This is a genomic window from Thermogemmatispora sp. (assembly GCF_042408735.1).
Lineage (GTDB): Bacteria > Chloroflexota > Ktedonobacteria > Ktedonobacterales > Ktedonobacteraceae > Thermogemmatispora.
This window is the reverse complement of the sequence record NZ_JBHOQV010000014.1, coordinates 25502-41677: the sequence shown is the minus strand read 5'-3', so window position 1 is coordinate 41677 and position 16176 is coordinate 25502. Positions and strand designations below refer to the sequence as shown.

At 62.4% G+C, this 16176-nt stretch carries 10 protein-coding genes; 6 read left to right on the top strand and 4 right to left on the bottom strand.

Annotated elements, in window-relative coordinates; genetic code table 11:
• Window positions 1–4: 4 nt before the first annotated feature.
• Together ACFMO7_RS01015 and folP are read right to left on the bottom strand one after the other, a co-directional pair.
• Window positions 5–1402, bottom strand: a complete 1398-nt coding sequence (locus ACFMO7_RS01015) for a bifunctional folylpolyglutamate synthase/dihydrofolate synthase (RefSeq protein WP_376793679.1) — start codon at window positions 1400–1402, stop codon at window positions 5–7.
• A gap of 48 nt (window positions 1403–1450) precedes the next feature.
• Complete coding sequence (folP, locus tag ACFMO7_RS01010) at window positions 1451–2365, bottom strand: dihydropteroate synthase (protein ID WP_376793678.1); 915 nt, start codon at window positions 2363–2365, stop codon at window positions 1451–1453.
• 392 nt (window positions 2366–2757) lie between these two features.
• Here folP and ACFMO7_RS01005 point away from each other — a divergent pair, with 392 nt between their 5' ends.
• On the top strand, window positions 2758–3252 hold the full coding sequence (locus ACFMO7_RS01005; RefSeq protein ID WP_376793677.1) for a hypothetical protein: 495 nt from the start codon (window positions 2758–2760) through the stop codon (window positions 3250–3252).
• Window positions 3253–3281: 29 nt separating this feature from the next.
• On the top strand, window positions 3282–4409 hold the full coding sequence (locus ACFMO7_RS01000; protein WP_376793676.1) for a polyprenyl synthetase family protein: 1128 nt from the start codon (window positions 3282–3284) through the stop codon (window positions 4407–4409).
• Window positions 4410–4449: 40 nt separating this feature from the next.
• On the opposite strand, the gene ACFMO7_RS00995 is transcribed toward ACFMO7_RS01000, so the two are convergent.
• Window positions 4450–5958, bottom strand: a complete 1509-nt coding sequence (locus ACFMO7_RS00995; protein ID WP_376793675.1) for an EsaB/YukD family protein — start codon at window positions 5956–5958, stop codon at window positions 4450–4452.
• Between the two features lie 326 nt (window positions 5959–6284).
• Here ACFMO7_RS00995 and ACFMO7_RS00990 point away from each other — a divergent pair, with 326 nt between their 5' ends.
• The 4 genes from ACFMO7_RS00990 to ligA all read left to right on the top strand — a co-directional run bounded on the left by ACFMO7_RS00990 (window position 6285) and on the right by ligA (window position 13998).
• On the top strand, window positions 6285–8096 hold the full coding sequence (locus ACFMO7_RS00990; RefSeq protein ID WP_376793674.1) for a M28 family peptidase: 1812 nt from the start codon (window positions 6285–6287) through the stop codon (window positions 8094–8096).
• A gap of 52 nt (window positions 8097–8148) precedes the next feature.
• Window positions 8149–9795, top strand: a complete 1647-nt coding sequence (locus ACFMO7_RS00985; protein WP_376793673.1) for a putative manganese-dependent inorganic diphosphatase — start codon at window positions 8149–8151, stop codon at window positions 9793–9795.
• Between the two features lie 396 nt (window positions 9796–10191).
• Window positions 10192–11265 (top strand): phosphatidylserine/phosphatidylglycerophosphate/cardiolipin synthase family protein, encoded by a 1074-nt coding sequence (locus ACFMO7_RS00980; protein ID WP_376793672.1) that lies wholly within the window; start codon window positions 10192–10194, stop codon window positions 11263–11265.
• 651 nt (window positions 11266–11916) lie between these two features.
• A complete protein-coding gene (gene ligA, locus ACFMO7_RS00975; RefSeq protein WP_376793671.1) occupies window positions 11917–13998 on the top strand; it encodes an NAD-dependent DNA ligase LigA in 2082 nt (693 codons plus the stop codon).
• A 172-nt stretch (window positions 13999–14170) separates the two neighbouring features.
• Here the strand turns inward: ligA and glyA are convergent, their stop codons facing one another.
• Entirely contained in the window at window positions 14171–15463 is a 1293-nt protein-coding gene (gene glyA, locus ACFMO7_RS00970; protein ID WP_376793670.1) for a serine hydroxymethyltransferase, read from the bottom strand.
• Between the last annotated feature and the right edge of the window lie 713 nt (window positions 15464–16176).

Sequence of the window (16176 nt, the reverse complement as noted above, 5' to 3'; positions counted from 1 at the left end):
CTCCCTAGCCAGGGTGATCAATGCCTTCAATGGTCGCCGCCACCTGCCGGTTGCCCCGGTCCGCTGCCCAGCGCAGCACTTCGCCGGCCAGGTAGAGCGAGCCGGCGGCGCAGACGGCATCGTCGGCTCGCGCCAGCCGTAGTGCCAGATCCATCGCCTGGCGGCTGGTCCCTGCCCGATAGAGAGGCACCTGGGGAGCGTGCAGGCTGAACTGGTCGGCAATTTCCTCGACAGGCAGCGAGCGCGGATTTGCAACGGTCGTGATGACTACGGCGTCAACAGCGGCCAGAGCCTGCACCATCCCCGCAATGTCTTTGTTGCGCAGGGTCGAGAGGACGACAATCAGGCGGCGGAACTGGAAGGTGGCCCGTAGGGATTCAACGAGGCGCTGCATCGATTCGGCAGTATGGGCTCCGTCTACCACGACCAGCGGCTGCCGCCCAATGATCTCCAGGCGAGCTGACCAGTAGACCGAGCGCAAGCCTGAGCGAAGGGCCTCCTCACTCCACTGAACCCCTTTAAGGCGCAGCGCCTCCAGCGTGGCAATCGCCGCGGTAGCATTCTCGAGCTGGTGCTGGCCCAGGAGCGATAGCTCCAGCCCCCGGTAGCTATGGGTGGGAGTCTCAACACTAAAGCGCTGCCTCTCCGTGGTGCGCTCGTCTAGCCTGTAACGGTAACGCAGCGGTGGCAGGCGGCCAGCCTGGACCTCCTCCTGCGCTGGATCGCCTTCCGCCGGCCCGACGCGGATGAGTTCAGCTCGCTGCCGCTCACTGACAGCGGCGATGGCCAGCAAAGCCTCCGGTGCCTGGGCCGAGGTGACCACCGTGCCCTGGGGCTTAATAATGCCGGCCTTCTCGGTGGCGATCTTGGTCAGCGTATCGCCCAAAACCTCCATATGATCGAAGCCAATGGAGGTAATGACCGAGACCAGGGGCAGGGTGACATTGGTGGCATCGAGCCGCCCTCCCAGGCCAACCTCGATCACGGCATGCTCGACCCCCTGGCGAGCAAAATAGAGAAAGGCCAGGGCTGTCGCGACCTCAAAGGTGATATAGGGACCAAAACGCCCCTCCCGCTCAATGCGCTCGACGGCGGCACGCAGCTCAGGCACCAGCCTGGCTACATCCTCTTCGCTGATGAGCCGCCCGTTGACGCGAATACGCTCGCGAAAGGTATGCAGGTCCGGCTGCGTGTAGAGTCCGGTACGCAGGCCCGCCTCGCGCAGAACCCGTTCGATGATGGCCGCCGTTGAGCCTTTCCCTTTCGTGCCCGCTATGAGAGTGCAGCTGTAGGCCTGGTGTGGATTGCCAACGGCCTCTAATAGACAGCGCTCGCGAGGCAGATTCTCGTTGCGGTCGCGCACGTAGCCACCGCCTCGCTCGTAGTCACTGAGGCTGTACAAGTATGCAAGAGCTTCCTGATAGTTCACGTCGATCGCTACGCCTTTCTCTCAAGAATTTGGAAGAGAAAAGGCACCGCGTACGATGGCATCGCTCATCTTGACGACGCGCATCATCTCCCGCACGTCGTGCACGCGGACGATATCGGCCCCCTGAGCAATGCCAAGCGCCACAGTCGCGGCAGTGCCTTCAACGCGCTCGTGAGGCGGAAGTCCGCCCAGCACCAGGCCGATGGTCGATTTGCGCGACGTGCCCAACAGCAGAGGACGTCCCAGGCTGCGCAGCTCACTCAGGCGCCTCAGCAGGATAAGATTCTCTTCGGGAGTGGTGCCAAAGCCGATACCCGGATCGATAATGATGCGCTCCCAGGCCACTCCCGCAGCCAGGGCGATCTCGATGCTGCCCGCCAGAAAGCGCAGGACATCGCTGACGATCTCGCGTTTGTGAAAGCCACGCATGTTGGCCATGAGGATAACGGGGACGCCGCGTTCGGCAGCCAGCGCTGCCATCTCAGGGTCGGCGCGCAGGCCCCAGATGTCGTTGATCACGTTGGCCCCGGCCTCCAACGCCTGGCGCGCGACCTCGGCTCGATAGGTGTCGATGGAAATAATGATTTCTTCGGGCAAGGCGGCCCGCAAGGCCCGAATCACCGGCAAGACTCGCTCTTGTTCCTCCGCAGGCGAAATCGGCGAGGCGCCTGGGCGCGTCGATTCGCCCCCGACGTCGATGAAGGTTGCCCCTTGCGCCACAAACTCTTGAGCCTGCGCGACAGCGCGCTGCACTACCTGGTCGCGCACGGCGGGATCACTTAAGGCACCTGCGCCCGTGGCAAGCAAGCCGTCGCCGGCAAAGGAGTCGGGGGTCACGTTAACGATGCCCATTACGTAGGTGCGCTGGCCCCATTCGAGGCGATAGCGATCCCAGATCGTCGGTGGCAAGGTTGTCGCTAGTGCTGCTACGGACATGGCTGGCTGCCCTCACACAATCCTTTCTCTTCTCTCAGTATCCTTCCTCGGGCGGATACCTGGCTGATAGCCTGATGCCTATACTATCTTATCCTCTGGCGGCATCAGGCTGCAAACGTAGTGTGACCGCCTGCCTGCCCTGCCAGTTCGAGAAGTCGCTCCCAGACAGGCACAAGCCCTGGCCCTCGCCTGCCGCCCCCCCGCCAGGTCATCCCGGTTACGATGCGGCACAGGTAGGCCCCTCATGCTATACTACACAGAGAGATAGAGATATTGCTCTCCTAGCCAGGCCAGTCGGCCAGCCAAACCAACTACCCGTGCTTCAGCAGGTAACTCGCTGATCACGCCGCTTGACTATTCAACTATAAGAAAGAGCAGAGGAAGCAGAGACGATGGAAGACCCCATTACGACGCGCCGACGCCAACAGACGCTCAGTTTGTCGCGCCGCTGCCGCGAGTGCGACCAGGAGGCGCTGGGGCGCTGCCCCGACTGCCACCGCAGCTTCTGCCAGGAGCATTTTCCGAAGCAGCAGCACTCGCCCTGCGCCGAGCGCCAGCTCCGCCTCGCCGAGATCCAGGTCTGTTATGTCTGTGGCGTCCCGGTCTATCCAGACCAGTGGTCAATCTCCCGAACTTCTCATTTTATCGATCAATACCGTTGTAAAGGTTGTGGACGTTACATCTGCGAAGAATTACATACAAGAAAGAAAGACGAAGATGTCGTTATTGTCCGCGAGGGACTGCGTGGCCATCGCTACCAATACACGATTCGCTACTGCGATCTCTGTGCCCCCCTCTCCTACGTGGGCGGCCTCAAGGGGCTGGCGCGCTGGGTGACACTGCTGGGGACCATCGCGGCTCTTGTCTTTTTTCACTTTCACCCCTAAGATAGGGAAAAAGTTTTCTGTGGAGAAGCATGGCCATCTCACCTACCGTTCAAGCAACCCTCCAGCGTTATCGCGAGGAGATTCAGGCCGCACTCCGGGAGGCCGTGGCCCGCGCCACGGCCTCTCTTGGGGAAGGAACTAGCAGTCTCCTGCAGGGTTACTATGGCCAGATGCGCTATCATCTGGGCTGGGTCGACGCGGAGCTTCGCCCCATCGCGGCCCAGACAGGCAAGCTCCTGCGCCCTACCCTGCTGCTCCTCTCCTACGAAGCTGCTGGGGCCTGGGGAGAGCTTCCCCAGGAGGATGAGCCGCGTCGCTATCTCCGGCGGGCCTTGCCGGCGGCGGCGGCCATCGAGCTAACCCATAATTTCACTCTCATCCACGATGACATCGAGGATGAGGACAGCGAGCGTCATCACCGCCCGACAGTTTGGAAGCTCTGGGGTGTGCCTCAGGCCATCAACGCCGGCGATGGCCTGTTCGCTCTCAGCCGCCTCTCCCTCTGGGGTGTGCTGGAGGCCGGGGTTGACCCCGCCCTTGCCGCCCGCCTGGCCGCGCTCCTCGACCGCACCTGTCTGACGATTGCCGAGGGTCAGTACCTGGACATGCTCTTTGAGACGCGCGTAGATGTCTCGGTCGAGGCTTACATCGAAATGATTCGACGCAAAACCGCTGCCTTGATGGCCTGCGCGGCCGAAATGGGGGCTTTGCTGGGCACACGGGACGAGGAGATCGTCGAGCGCCTGCGCCATTTCGGCGAGGCTCTTGGCCTGGCCTTCCAGGTTCGCGACGATCTGCTGGGCGTCTGGGCCAGTCTCGACGAGTTAGGAAAAAATCCCGCTGGCGATATCTATCGGCGCAAAAAAAGCCTGCCGGTCCTCCACGCCCTGGCTCACGCGCAAGCGCTGGACCGCGAGCGGCTGCTTGCTCTCTATCAGCAAAGCACGCCTCTCAGCGAAGAGCAGGTGAACGAGATTCTGGCCATTTTTGGCCGCACGGAGACCCGCCCTGCCTGTCAGGCTTTCCTGGCCGAGCAATGTCGCCGGGCGCGGGCCGCCCTGGAGGCAGTGCCCGCCCCATCTAGCCCGCTCGCCAGGCGCGCACGGAGCGATCTGGAGGCTTTTGTGGCCTTTGTCGAAGCGGCCAGCCACAACTAGGGTTCCGCGTCCTGGGAGCGAGCCGTGGCCGCCCCTCCGCTTACATGAGCTGCCAGAGAGTGACCCGATTCCCCGCCGCCGTGGCGATGCTACGCCCGTCGGCCGACCAGTGCAGGGAGAGTACCGGCGCCCCCACCCGGACACTCAAGAGCGGGGTCTGACCGCCGGCCGGATACCAGACGGCCAGCAGGCCATCGTTGCCGCCGCTGGCCAGCAACCTGCCATCGGGCGACCAGGCCAGCGCCCGTAACGGCTGCGTGTGCAGGCGTAGGCGCTGCGGTCCGTCGACGCACTGGGTGCCAAAAGCGCCTGTCCGTTGCTGCTGGCACGTCAGACCGTTCCAGAGGCGAATCTGACCGTCGTCGCCTCCGACAGCCAGTTGCATGCCCGTGGGAGCGAAGGCCAGGGTACGCAGGGTAAGCTGACCGTCCAGATAGTAGCCATGCACCTCTTGGGCGTTATCGGCCCGCCAGACACGCACCAGTCCTCCGGTGGAGGCAGTGGCAATCGTCAGGCCATCCGCCGCCCAGGAGGCGCCTTCCAGTGGACTGGTGTGGCGCCTGAATACCTGCAGGGGGCGCCAGAGCTTGCCGTCCCAGACAATGGCCAGCTTATCGAGGCTGGCCGAGACCAGGCGTGCCTGCCCATGTGGTGCCCAGGCTACAGCGGTTACGGTAGCGGCGTGTTGTCTCAACGGCTGCGTGAGTGGTGTGCCATTGTAGGGGTCGAGAAACTGCACTGCCGGACCGGCCCCCAAGGCAAGCTGTGTTCCATCCGGCGACCAGGCCAGGGTACGCACGGCAGCATTGATGGCAAAGGTATGCTGGACCTGCCCTTGAGTGTTCCAGACCAGTAGCTGCCCATCAAGCGAGCCACTGGCCAGCAACTTTCCATCAGGCGACCAGGTCAGCGCTCGCACGGTCTGTCGGTGCTGAGTGAAGACGAGAGCGGCCCGCGCGCTGGTGGGCAAGGGTGCCGTGGTCGGCGTTGGCATCTGCCTGGGTACGGCGGTCGCCGCAGGTCTGGTCTGTGGCAGAAGCATTGTCAGCCACCCTGCCAGGAGGCCAGAGCGATAGGCAGCGTAGCCCGCGCTTGCTCCCGCTGCCCCCAGCGCCGTCAGGCCGAGCAGGCTCAGGGCCAAGCGGCGCGAGCGCTTTCTTCCCACCGCTTGCCCGCCACTCTTAGAGGTCCGAGCCTCCTCCACCTCCAGCGCCGGTAAGGCCGTGGCATCGGTCAGCGTCACCGCATCGTGCAGCCCGTCCTCTACCGGCACCCTCCGGCCAGCAATGGGCTTGACAACGTAGGGCTGCAGCCGTAAGCACTCGCCCGCTTTCACTCCGGCAGCCTCCAGGCTCAACTCGCGCGGCAACTCGCTTCCACTCTGCGCCCGGCTCAAACGATAGCTCAGACGGTTGCCAGCACTATCCTCCTGTGGCAGCCTCAGCACCTTGACCAGGGCCGGCACCAACGACCAGAGCGGCGCATCGCCCGAAACCTCGACTGGATACCGCAATCCAGAGAGGCTGTCTTCTATGATGACCTCTAGCATGCTTGTCTCCCCTCTTCTGAGGATCTCTCCGCCCGTCTACGGCTTCTCTGGGGGGAATCCACGAACAAGCATGCTGCTCTTTGTGCGAGCTGGCGGTTTCCACCCAAAATGGCTATCGTCAGGAAGGGGATAAGTAAGCGTCCTTTTCTAGAGGAGGGAATGAGAGCCTGATGTTGCCGGTTCTCCGAAGAGGAAGAGCCTGGCAGCAGGGCAAGCAGGCCCAAGCAAGCGCAACGGGCTTAGAGTCAGGGCGCAGGAAGGCGGCGATCCTGTCGGCTCCAATCCTCTCCTGTGCTCAGCTAGCAGGTATCACGCGGAGGGAATCTATGCAACTACCAGCCAGGTCAGGTTTCCAGGCGTCAGGCGCTCGCCAGGCCGCCATCAGCCAATGGCTGCTCCTGGTCCTTCTCCTGCTTGGTCCGCTCTGGTTCGGCAGTCCACCGTCTCCAGCCAGGGCCGGCGCAGGCCGCCCCGAGACAGCCAGCTTTCCCACTGTAGACAGCAACTATATTTATCAGCAGCTTGCCTACCTGGCAACGCATTTCCTGCGACGCGAGGCCGGCTATGACCGCAACTTACCGCCCACTATCAACGGCCATGATGAATTTGCCGCTTACTGGAGCGCGGAAATGCTGCGCAATCTGGCCGGTTTCGATCCGCAAGTGACGCGCATGCCCTTCGCCATCCGAGGCTGGCTCAATCGTCCAGCCACGGTGCCCGCCTTCAATGTCGAGGTGAGCATCCCCGGCCTTTCGCATCCCGAGCAGATCGTTCTCATCGGCTGCCACTACGACGGCATGGCCTTCTCAACACAATCTGCCTATGACGACGCCAGCGGCTGCGCCATTGAGCTGGGCATTGCCCGCGCGTTGGCCAGCTACTGGCGCGAGCACGGGCTTTATCCGGCTCGCACGCTCCGCTTCCTCCTCTTCGATGCCGAAGAGCAGGGACTGTACGGCTCTTTCCAGGCCGTCAACGAGGCCATGAACGGCGATCTGGGGAACATCATCGCTATGATCAACGAGGAACAGAGCGGCATCGCCTACCCTGTGCGCTATCTTGGCCAGGCCGCCAATCCCTTTTTCCCTCTCTATGTCGACCTCTCCCCCTTGACGAGCAACCGCCTCTATCCAGAGCAGAGCGCCCTCCCGGGGGAGCAACGCCAGCGCATTCGCCAGTTGAGGGATCTGCTAGACCAGGCTGTCCCAGCGGTCTTCGCCGAACTCTACGCGGAGGGCTATCAGATGTTATCTTACCACGGGCAGCAGCAACAGGATATTTTCGAACCGATCTTCACTCCCGACCAGCAGCGAGAAGTGATTCGTGAGGACGATCGCCTTGGGAGCAGTGATCAGGTACCTTTCACGCTGGCGGGGATAGCCTGTGCGACTCTGGTCGGCAACTCCAGCTACTACAGCACAGCTGCCACGCCGGGATACCCCTATGACCAGCCGGAAGATACCGTTCAGCTGATGAACACGTTCGCCGACGGCAGCTCACAGCAATCTCAGGCTCTGACCTTAGCCCTGACCCTGCCAGCCATGCTCACAACCTGGCTCCTCAATCAGCCCACGCTCCTGGGGGCCTCACCCGGCGATGGTCGCCCACTGACAGCTATCGGCGACCTTGGCAGGGCCAAGCCCGGCCAGCCTCTGACCATCGAAGCTCAGACCGCTCTGCTGCCCGGCTCCCATTCGTCAGGCCAGAGCTTCAGCTACCATTGGGATTTCGGGGACGGCGAGCAGGCCATCGGCCAGCGTGTCAGCCATGTCTATCGCCAGGCGGGAGAGTATCAGCTCAGGCTTACAGTGACAGCGGCCAACGGAGCCCAGCGCCTTATCAGTAAGAGGCTCCTCGTGAGCCGCCAGCCACCGGGCTACGCCAATCCCTATGCGCGCTCCCTCGATAACGGTATGCCGTCCGGCAATCCTGGCATCAGGCTGCCTCAGCCAGATAACCGACTCAGCGACCGCGTCACTACCGTCGCCCAGGCCAGTGCCAGCACGACCGTCCCCTCAACAAGCATGGTCAATCCCACTGCGCTCACCATCGGCGTAGCTACCGGCCTGATCCTGCTTTTTGTTATACTGATAGGCGTACTACTGTTCATCTCTCGCAGCCAAGGCCGCGACCGCTAGCACGGCGGTGCTCATTCCAAGAGGGGACGCCGGCCTGGAGGAAGCAGCAAGCATGGGACAGCCAATCTACGTCATTGGACATAAACAGTCAGATCTCGACTCGATCGCCTCGGCCTACGCTTACGCGCGCCTGCTACAGGCTCAGGGGGAGGAGGCCGTCCCCGCGCGGCATGGCCCCATTAAACCCGAGGTACACTTTGTCTTAGAGCGCTATGGCGTTGAGCCCCCAGAGGCCCTGGAAGACGTTTATCTGCAGGTGCGCGACGTTATGCGGCGCGGCGTCATCAGTATCCACGTCGATCAACCCTTGCTGGAAGCCGGGCGCCTGCTGCAGGAGCACAACCGGCGGGCCATGCCTGTGATCGACGACGAGGGCCGCGTCCAGGGGATCATCGCCGTCGAAGATCTGGCCAAGCTCTTTTTCAAGGACCTCGATCCGCAGGCGGTCAATCGCGTCCCCCTGGAACGCGACAACCTGGTGCGCGTTCTCCACGGGCGAGTGCTCGTCGAGGGACGGCGCAAGTTGGGCAACCGCATCCTGGTAGGCGCCATGCAGGCAGCCACCATGCGCGAATACCTAGAGCCAGGCTGTCTGGTCGTCCTGGGAGACCGCGAAGATGCCCAACTGGCCGCTATCGAGGCCGGCGCCGCCGCCCTGGTCATCACCGGCGACTTACTGGTCTCCGAGCGCACCCTGGCCGCGGCCCGCAAACAGGGCGTGCTCGTCATCAGCACCGCCTATCACACCTTCACCGCGGTGCGCCTCATCAACCTGAGCATGAAGACCAGCGAGATTATGAATCGCGACTTCGATTCCTGCAGGCCGGAAGACCTGATGAGCGAAGTCCAGCCGCTGCTGGCCCGTCACCGCTCGCTTCCGGTGCTGGACGAAGAAGGGCGGCTGGTCGGTTACCTCTCGCGCACCGATATGCTCAACGCGCGCCCGAGGCGTATTGTGCTTGTCGATCACAACGAACGCGCCCAGGCTGTCGATGGCATCGAGGAGGCCGATCTGCTGGCCATCATCGACCACCACCGCATCGCCGACGTCCACACGAGCAAGCCCATCATGTTCCGGGCCGAGCCGGTAGGCTGCACGGGCACCATCATTGTCAGCCTGTATCACGAGGCCGGGGTACCCATTTCCCGCGAGGCCGCCGGCCTGCTGCTGGCCGGTCTCCTCTACGATACCCTGATCCTCCGCTCACCAACGACAACCGAGCGCGACGAGCAGGTGGCCGCCGAGCTGGCCAGGCTGACAGGCGAGGACCTTGAAGCCTACGGGCAGGCTATCTTTGCCGCAGCAGCCTCCGATCTGGCCGAGCGCAGCCCCGAGGCTCTCCTCACCGCCGATTTCAAGGAGTATCCCGTCGGCGGCCTGCGCTTCGCCATCGGCACCGTTGAGACGGCCACCCCGCAGCTGATCGAGGAACGCAGTCCGGAGCTGCTGGAAACCATGCGTCGGCTCTCTCAGGAGCGCGGCTATGGCGTCTTCCTTTTCATGATCGTCGATATCATTAATATGCGCTGCCGACTGCTGATTCAGGGTGGCGAGCAGGCAGTGGCTAGCGCGCTTGGAGCGCCGCTCGGATCCGACGGGCATTCCATCGAGGTCGAGGGGCTGGTCTCGCGTAAGAAGCAGCTCGTCCCCTTGCTGGGGCGTATCCGGAGCCTCCTTCAGGAGCGGGCTCGCTCCTAGTGTCATTGCGCCTCTGCGCGAGCAAGAGCCAGTCCCTTCAGAGCCAACCAACCGATCGACCGACCGGAGAGAGAGGCCCAACCAGGCGAGGCGGGTCTAGCCCTCGCAGCCTCCTCTTTCCGGTTCGGTTCTATTATCTTTGTTGTTGGCTGACCGGACCCAGTCGCTTCGGAAGCGCCGCTGGCGTACCTGGTAGGCTCAGGTTCAGGTCGACCCCATTCCGCGCGCCATCGTCAACCGGCAGACCTGCCCTTGACGCTCCTTTGGTTCCCAAGACGTGCTTATCTAGAGAGGACTACTCTTGCGCTGTCTGCCTGTAGCCTGAGCAGGATATGATAAGGCTGGAGAGGCTAACACCAGCCTCTATTCTGAGGATCATGGAACGGAGTCGCTTCGATGAGGATGAACAGGTACGCCGAACGCACCACTGCTCTCTGGCAGAAGGGCCTTTTTCCCTTGCTCTTCTGTCTCCTCTTGCTCTTGAGCGCCTGCAACGTCGACATTACTGCCGGCGGGAGCACCCTGGTGGCCTCGCCGACCGTTGCCGTTGGCAGCGGGGCTCAGCAAGGGCTGCAAGTCTTTGTTGAGCCAGATGCCGGAACAGGCGTCATTACAAACGCCATCAACGGCGCCCGCCGCTCGGTCTGGCTCGAACTCTATCTATTGACCAACCGGAGCGTCATCAACGCCCTTGAGGAGGCAGCTAACCGCGGTCTCGATGTGCGCGTGATGCTGGAGACCCATCCCTACGGCGGCGGTTCGATCTCCCCGACGGAAACAATGGATCGCCTGAGGGCAGCCGGGGTCAAAGTCAAGGCGACTAGCCCGGCCTTCACCCTGACCCATGAGAAAGGCATGATCATCGACGGGACCACGGCCTATATCATGACCTGCAACCTGACGAACGCCGCCCTCGGCGTCGGCAGTACCAAAAACCGCGAATATGGCATCATCGACACCAACCCCGCCGATGTCAAGGCCGTCAGCGCTATCTTCGAGGCTGACTGGAACCGCACCCAGGTCTCTCTCGACAATCCCAACCTGGTTGTCAGTCCCATCAACTCGCGCAGCATCCTTGAATCGCTGATCAAAAGCGCTCACAAATCGCTGCTCATCGAAGCGGAGGAGCTGGTCGACGACTCCATCGAGCAAGAGCTGGCCGCTGCAGCTCAGCGGGGTGTCACAGTGCAGATGATTCTGCCCTATCAGAGTGGCTCCTCCGATAGCAACCGCAGCGGCATCGCGACTATCAAGCGCGGAGGCGCCCAGGTGCGCGAAGATAAGCAGCTCTATATGCACGCCAAAATGATGATTGTCGACGGTGAGAAAGCCTTCGTTGGCTCCGAGAACTTCTCGAGCCAATCGCTCGATCACAACCGTGAGCTAGGTATTGTCCTTTCCGATCAGCACATCCTTAGTGTTCTTCAGCAGACCTTTGCCCAGGACTGGAGCAGCTCGCGGAGCGTTTGACACTTCTCGTTCCTTCCTTCAGCGCTGAGCACCGCCTTCAGCGGAGCAGGGGAAAGAACAACACAACGGCCGGCCTCTCATTCCCTTTGCCATGGCGTCCAGGAGCGTGGAACCTAACCTGCTTGAGCGCAGTCAGGTCAGGCCAGTCCCCAAAGTGCGCCCTGGAAGGCGTGCCGTCTATGCAGCCAGGCAGGATCTCTCTCTGCCTGGCTTTTCCCTGCCCTAATCCTAATGTGGCCCAGCCGCTCCAGGGAGAGAGAGAGCTGCCCCCCACCCTCTCCCCATTTGCCGCTATGTGATACGATAGGAAAGCACGTTCTGTCGTCCCCTGCCGTTCAGCAGCGCTGACAGGGAGTCGACCAGCGGAGCCATACATCTCAGCGGCATCAACCGGTGGGAGAGGTGGGCTAGCCCAGGGGCAATGCCCCTCTCGGGAAAGGGAGCCAGACCTGAAAGTCCCTCATCTGACGGGTGGCCCAGAACGTGCCCATCCTGCCTCAGCAGCGGCGGCTGGGCAGGGCTGGCGGACAACAGAAGACAGGCAGAGAGATCAGAGATTTCCTTCTTCTTTTCCCGTCTCGGCCCTTCTCAAAAGAACAAGACAAGTGGGGAGGCATTCCAGCGAGATCTTTTTTCGGGGAGGCAAGCGTGATGGCCGATCAGCTATTTGAACCCGAACAGGAACAGACCGGCGTCGAGCCTGGCCAGGAGGCGACGGGCAAAGCCAGCGAGAGCGAAGAGCTGGCCGCGCGCGTAGCAGAGCTGCGCCGTCGTATAGAAGAGGCCAATTATCAATACTACGTTCTCGACAATCCAACCTTAACCGACGCAGAATACGACCAGCTAATGCAGGAGCTGCGGCGCATCGAGGAGGAGCACCCCGAGCTGCAAACGCCCGACTCGCCGACGCAGCGAGTCGGCGGGGCGCCGCTTCCCGAAGTGCGGCAGCATCGCCACCCCGTCCCCATGCTCAGCCTGGCCAACGCGCGCAGCGAAGAAGAGCTACTGGCCTGGCAACGACGGGCGCAGAACATCTTGCCCAACGCCACCTTTGAGTATGTCTGCGAGCTGAAGATCGACGGGCTGGCCATGGCCCTGACCTACGAACAGGGGCGGCTAAGCGTGGGGGCCACGCGCGGCGATGGCCTCATCGGCGAGGATTGGACCCCCAACGTGCGGACCATTCGCTGCATTCCTCAGCGCCTGCGCGATCCCAACCCCCCGCCGCGAGTTGAGGTACGTGGCGAGATCTACATGACCATCGAGAGCTTTGAGCAGCTCAACGCCTCGCTGACGCGCGAGAAACTCTTCGCCAATCCGCGCAACGCCGCCGCCGGCTCCCTGCGCCAGAAAGACCCGCGCATCACTGCCGAGCGCAACCTGGACTTCTTTGGCTACCAGATCGGCTACCTCGAGGGCCGCGACCTGAGCACCCACTGGGAGGCCTTGCAACTCATCGCCGAATGGGGCTTCCCGGTCAATCCCCACAACCGACGGGCCCGCGATCTCGACGAAGTACTGGAGTACTGCCGCGAGTGGGAGCAGAAGCGCTTCGACCTGCCCTACGAGATCGACGGCGTTGTCATCAAGATCAACGACCTGGCCCAGCAGCAGGAACTTGGCTATGTGGGACGAGAGCCGCGCTGGGCGATCGCCTTCAAATATCCCCCTATCCAGGTCGCCACACGCCTGCTCGATATCCGCATCAACATCGGACGCACTGGCTCGGTCAATCCCTGGGCCATGCTGGAGCCGGTCAATATCCGCGGCGTCACCGTCTCGCGGGCCACCCTGCACAATGAGCAGGACATTCAGCGCAAGGACCTGCGCGTTGGCGACTGGGTCATCGTCCAGCGGGCCGGCGAAGTCATCCCTCAGGTGGTCAAACCTATCGTCGAGCGGCGCACCGGCGAAGAACGCCCCTATACTCCCATCGAGCGCTGCCCCGTCTGCGAGACGCCCATCATGCGCCTGCCGGATGAGGCCATCGCCTATTGCCCAAACACGGACTGCCCGGCGCGCCTGCTGGAGAGCGTCATTCACTTCGCCTCGAAAGGGGCGATGGACCTGGAGACGATTGGCGAAAAGCAGTGCGAGCAACTGGTCAAGGCGGGCTACATCAAAACGGTAGCCGACTTCTACGACCTGACGCGCGAGCAACTGCTCAAACTGGAGGGCGTCAAAGAGAAGAGCGCCGACAATATGCTGAAAGCTATCGAGGCGAGCAAGAAGCGTCCCTTCTGGCGACTGCTCTTCGCCCTCAATATCCGCTATATCGGCGAAAAGACGGCCCAGCTGATCGCCGAGCACTTTGGCTCAATGGATCGCCTGCTGACAGCCAGCGAAGAGGAGATCATGGCGATCCCTGGTGTGGGACCCAAGAGCGCGCACAGCCTCTATACCTGGCTGCAGCAGGAGAAGAATCGCCAGCTCATCGAGCGCTTACGCCAGGCCGGCCTCAACATGGCCGTCGAAGAGCGCCCCAGCGGACCGCTGAGCGGTCAGTCTTTCCTGTTCACGGGCAAACTGGCCAAGCTGACACGTGCACAGGCAGAGGAGGCCGTGCGCCAGCTCGGCGGCAGCGTCGCCAGCGGCGTCAGTCGCTCGTTGACCCACCTGATCGTGGGAGAAGACCCCGGTTCCAAGCTCGAGAAGGCCCGGCGAGCCGGCGTCCAGATCCACGATGAAGAGTGGTTCCTCGACCTGCTACGCCAGCATGGTCTCCAGCCCTAGCCTGTCCGGAACGTGCTGCCAGGGGGTCGGCCCGCCGCGGGCCGGGCGAAGGTCCGCACCGCAGGCCGGCCCCCTACGATCAGCCTGGCGGCAATCTGGCCAGCCATTGCCACAAGAGCGTCCCTGGCGCAGCAACACTCCGACAGGCTGCCCCGGTAGCAGCCACGCAGGATCAGCTATAGCGCATCTCCAGATAGCGCGCGCGCAGCCGATGGACAGCCTCACGCACCTGCTGGCCGCGGATCGCATCGTGGATCAGCTGGGCCAGCTCACCCATCGCACGCTCATCCATGCCGAAGCGCGTCATTTCTTGCACCCCGATGCGCAGGCCCGAGGGATTGCGCGGATCAGCATCGCCGGGCAGCATGTTGTAGTTCACGATAATATCGTTGGCCTCCAGGCGTCTGGCCACCTCGACACCGCCGCCCCAGGCCGCCACATTCACGGCGATCATATGGCTGCGCGTGTAGCCAAACTCACGCGCCTCCACCGGCGTGCCCAGCTCATCAAGAGCCTGCCCCAGCGCCTGAGCGTTGCGCACGATTTGAGCAGCATACTCGCGCCCGTAACGCTTCATCTCGCGGATCGCTACCAGCAGGGCCGGCAGCGAGAAGAGGTGATGGTTGCTCGAAGAACCAGGAAAGACCCCTCGATCGGCAGGCGGCCAGTACTTTTTCGCCGTCTCTTCATCCATATTGCCCAGGATCACGCCGCGCTGCGGCCCCGGAAAGGTCTTGTGCGTACTGCCCGTCATCCAGGTGGCTCCTTCCTGCAGCGGAGACTGGAACTGGCCACCGGCGATCAGACCAAGCACGTGGGCACCATCGTAAAGCAGCGGAATGTCCCTGGTTTTGCAGAAGGCCGCCACCTCGGCTACCGGCTCCGGGAACAGGAACAGGCTCTTGCCCATGACCACGATCTGCGGCTTGACGCGATCGATCAGCTCGATGGTCTTCTGCGCGTCAACATGATAGCGGTCCTCGGTGAGGGGCAGATAGTGGAGATTGATAGCTTGCGGCCCACCGACCTTCAAGGACTGCCCGCGTGTCTGAATGCGCCGTCCGAAGACACCAACAGCCCCATGACTGATATGCCCCCCCGCATCGGTCGAGTTGACGACAATCGTATCGCCACCCCGCAGGAAACCGAGGGCGATGGCCGTATTGGCAGCATTGCCACTGATTGGACGCACGTCAGCCTGCCTGGCCCCGAAGAGATCGCAAATCTCCTCTCGCGCCATTCGCTCGATCTCATCAATGTAGCGCGTTCCCTGATAGTAACGATTAACGCGTTCTCCCTCGTTGGGGTGGCCTTCCGCATAGCGCCCCATGAAATCAGAATTCTGGACGCGGCGCACCGCCGGGCTGGGGGTATTCTCACTGGCAATCAGATTAATGCACTGCCTCTGACGCCAGTCCTCTTGCTTGGCAAGAATGGCCTCGATATCACTGATATCAACCGTCATCAGTATCCTTCCTTCCTCCCGCACAGGCAGTTTAGCGTCTAGCAGCCAGCCTGTCAGCCAATCAACCAGTCAGCTTCCCTGCCTGGCCGATGAACTGACCGGCCAGAACAGAAGAGACGCGCCGAGCAATCAAGCAAGCATCAGAAAGAAATACGGCTCGCGCGACAGAAAAAGCGCCGCGACTGGACTCTCTGGCTGTCGCCATACAGCTTTGTTGCGGACCTGCCAGAGCGACCGCTAGCGGCGAGAGCGCCACCAGAGAGCCAGAGGGAGCCAGCAGCGGAACAGCGGATCAGCCGGAGGGACCTGGGGATCCTGGCAGGCTGGCTAGCTGGCAGGCAGGCGAGTGGAGCACGGAAGAGGCAAGAGTGAGTGAGTGGAGCGAGCGGGTCACGGCGCTCTCTCCATCCCCCATGCTGCCATCAAGTGGTCCCTCCCTATCAGACCGGACCAGGCCCAGCACGTCAGATCCAGCCCATCAGACCCGAGCGCCTCTGCGGATATCAAGCGCCTTTCCTTTCTCGGTCAGGCTGAGCGAGCAAAGATGCGCAAGGGAAAACAAGCTGACCACCGAAGCTGATCTCGCGCAACGGCTGGTGGGTTTAGTGTAGCATGGCCCCCGGCATCTGTAAATGGTTGTGGCTGCAAGCCAGACGAGGAGAGACTTGCCAGGTCATTCAGATGCGTCCCCGAGCACGCATTGCTGCAATAAG

Bases quoted from the DNA above. Each gene is read 5' to 3' on its own strand.
- folP (WP_376793678.1), bottom strand. From the start codon at position 2,365: ATGTCCGTAGCAGCACTAGCGACAACCTTGCCACCGACGATCTGGGAT.
- ACFMO7_RS01005 (WP_376793677.1), top strand. From the start codon at position 2,758: ATGGAAGACCCCATTACGACGCGCCGACGCCAACAGACGCTCAGTTTG.
- ACFMO7_RS01000 (WP_376793676.1), top strand. From the start codon at position 3,282: ATGGCCATCTCACCTACCGTTCAAGCAACCCTCCAGCGTTATCGCGAG.
- ACFMO7_RS00995 (WP_376793675.1), bottom strand. From the start codon at position 5,958: ATGCTAGAGGTCATCATAGAAGACAGCCTCTCTGGATTGCGGTATCCA.
- ACFMO7_RS00990 (WP_376793674.1), top strand. From the start codon at position 6,285: ATGCAACTACCAGCCAGGTCAGGTTTCCAGGCGTCAGGCGCTCGCCAG.
- ACFMO7_RS00985 (WP_376793673.1), top strand. From the start codon at position 8,149: ATGGGACAGCCAATCTACGTCATTGGACATAAACAGTCAGATCTCGAC.
- ACFMO7_RS00980 (WP_376793672.1), top strand. From the start codon at position 10,192: ATGAGGATGAACAGGTACGCCGAACGCACCACTGCTCTCTGGCAGAAG.
- ligA (WP_376793671.1), top strand. From the start codon at position 11,917: ATGGCCGATCAGCTATTTGAACCCGAACAGGAACAGACCGGCGTCGAG.
- glyA (WP_376793670.1), bottom strand. From the start codon at position 15,463: ATGACGGTTGATATCAGTGATATCGAGGCCATTCTTGCCAAGCAAGAG.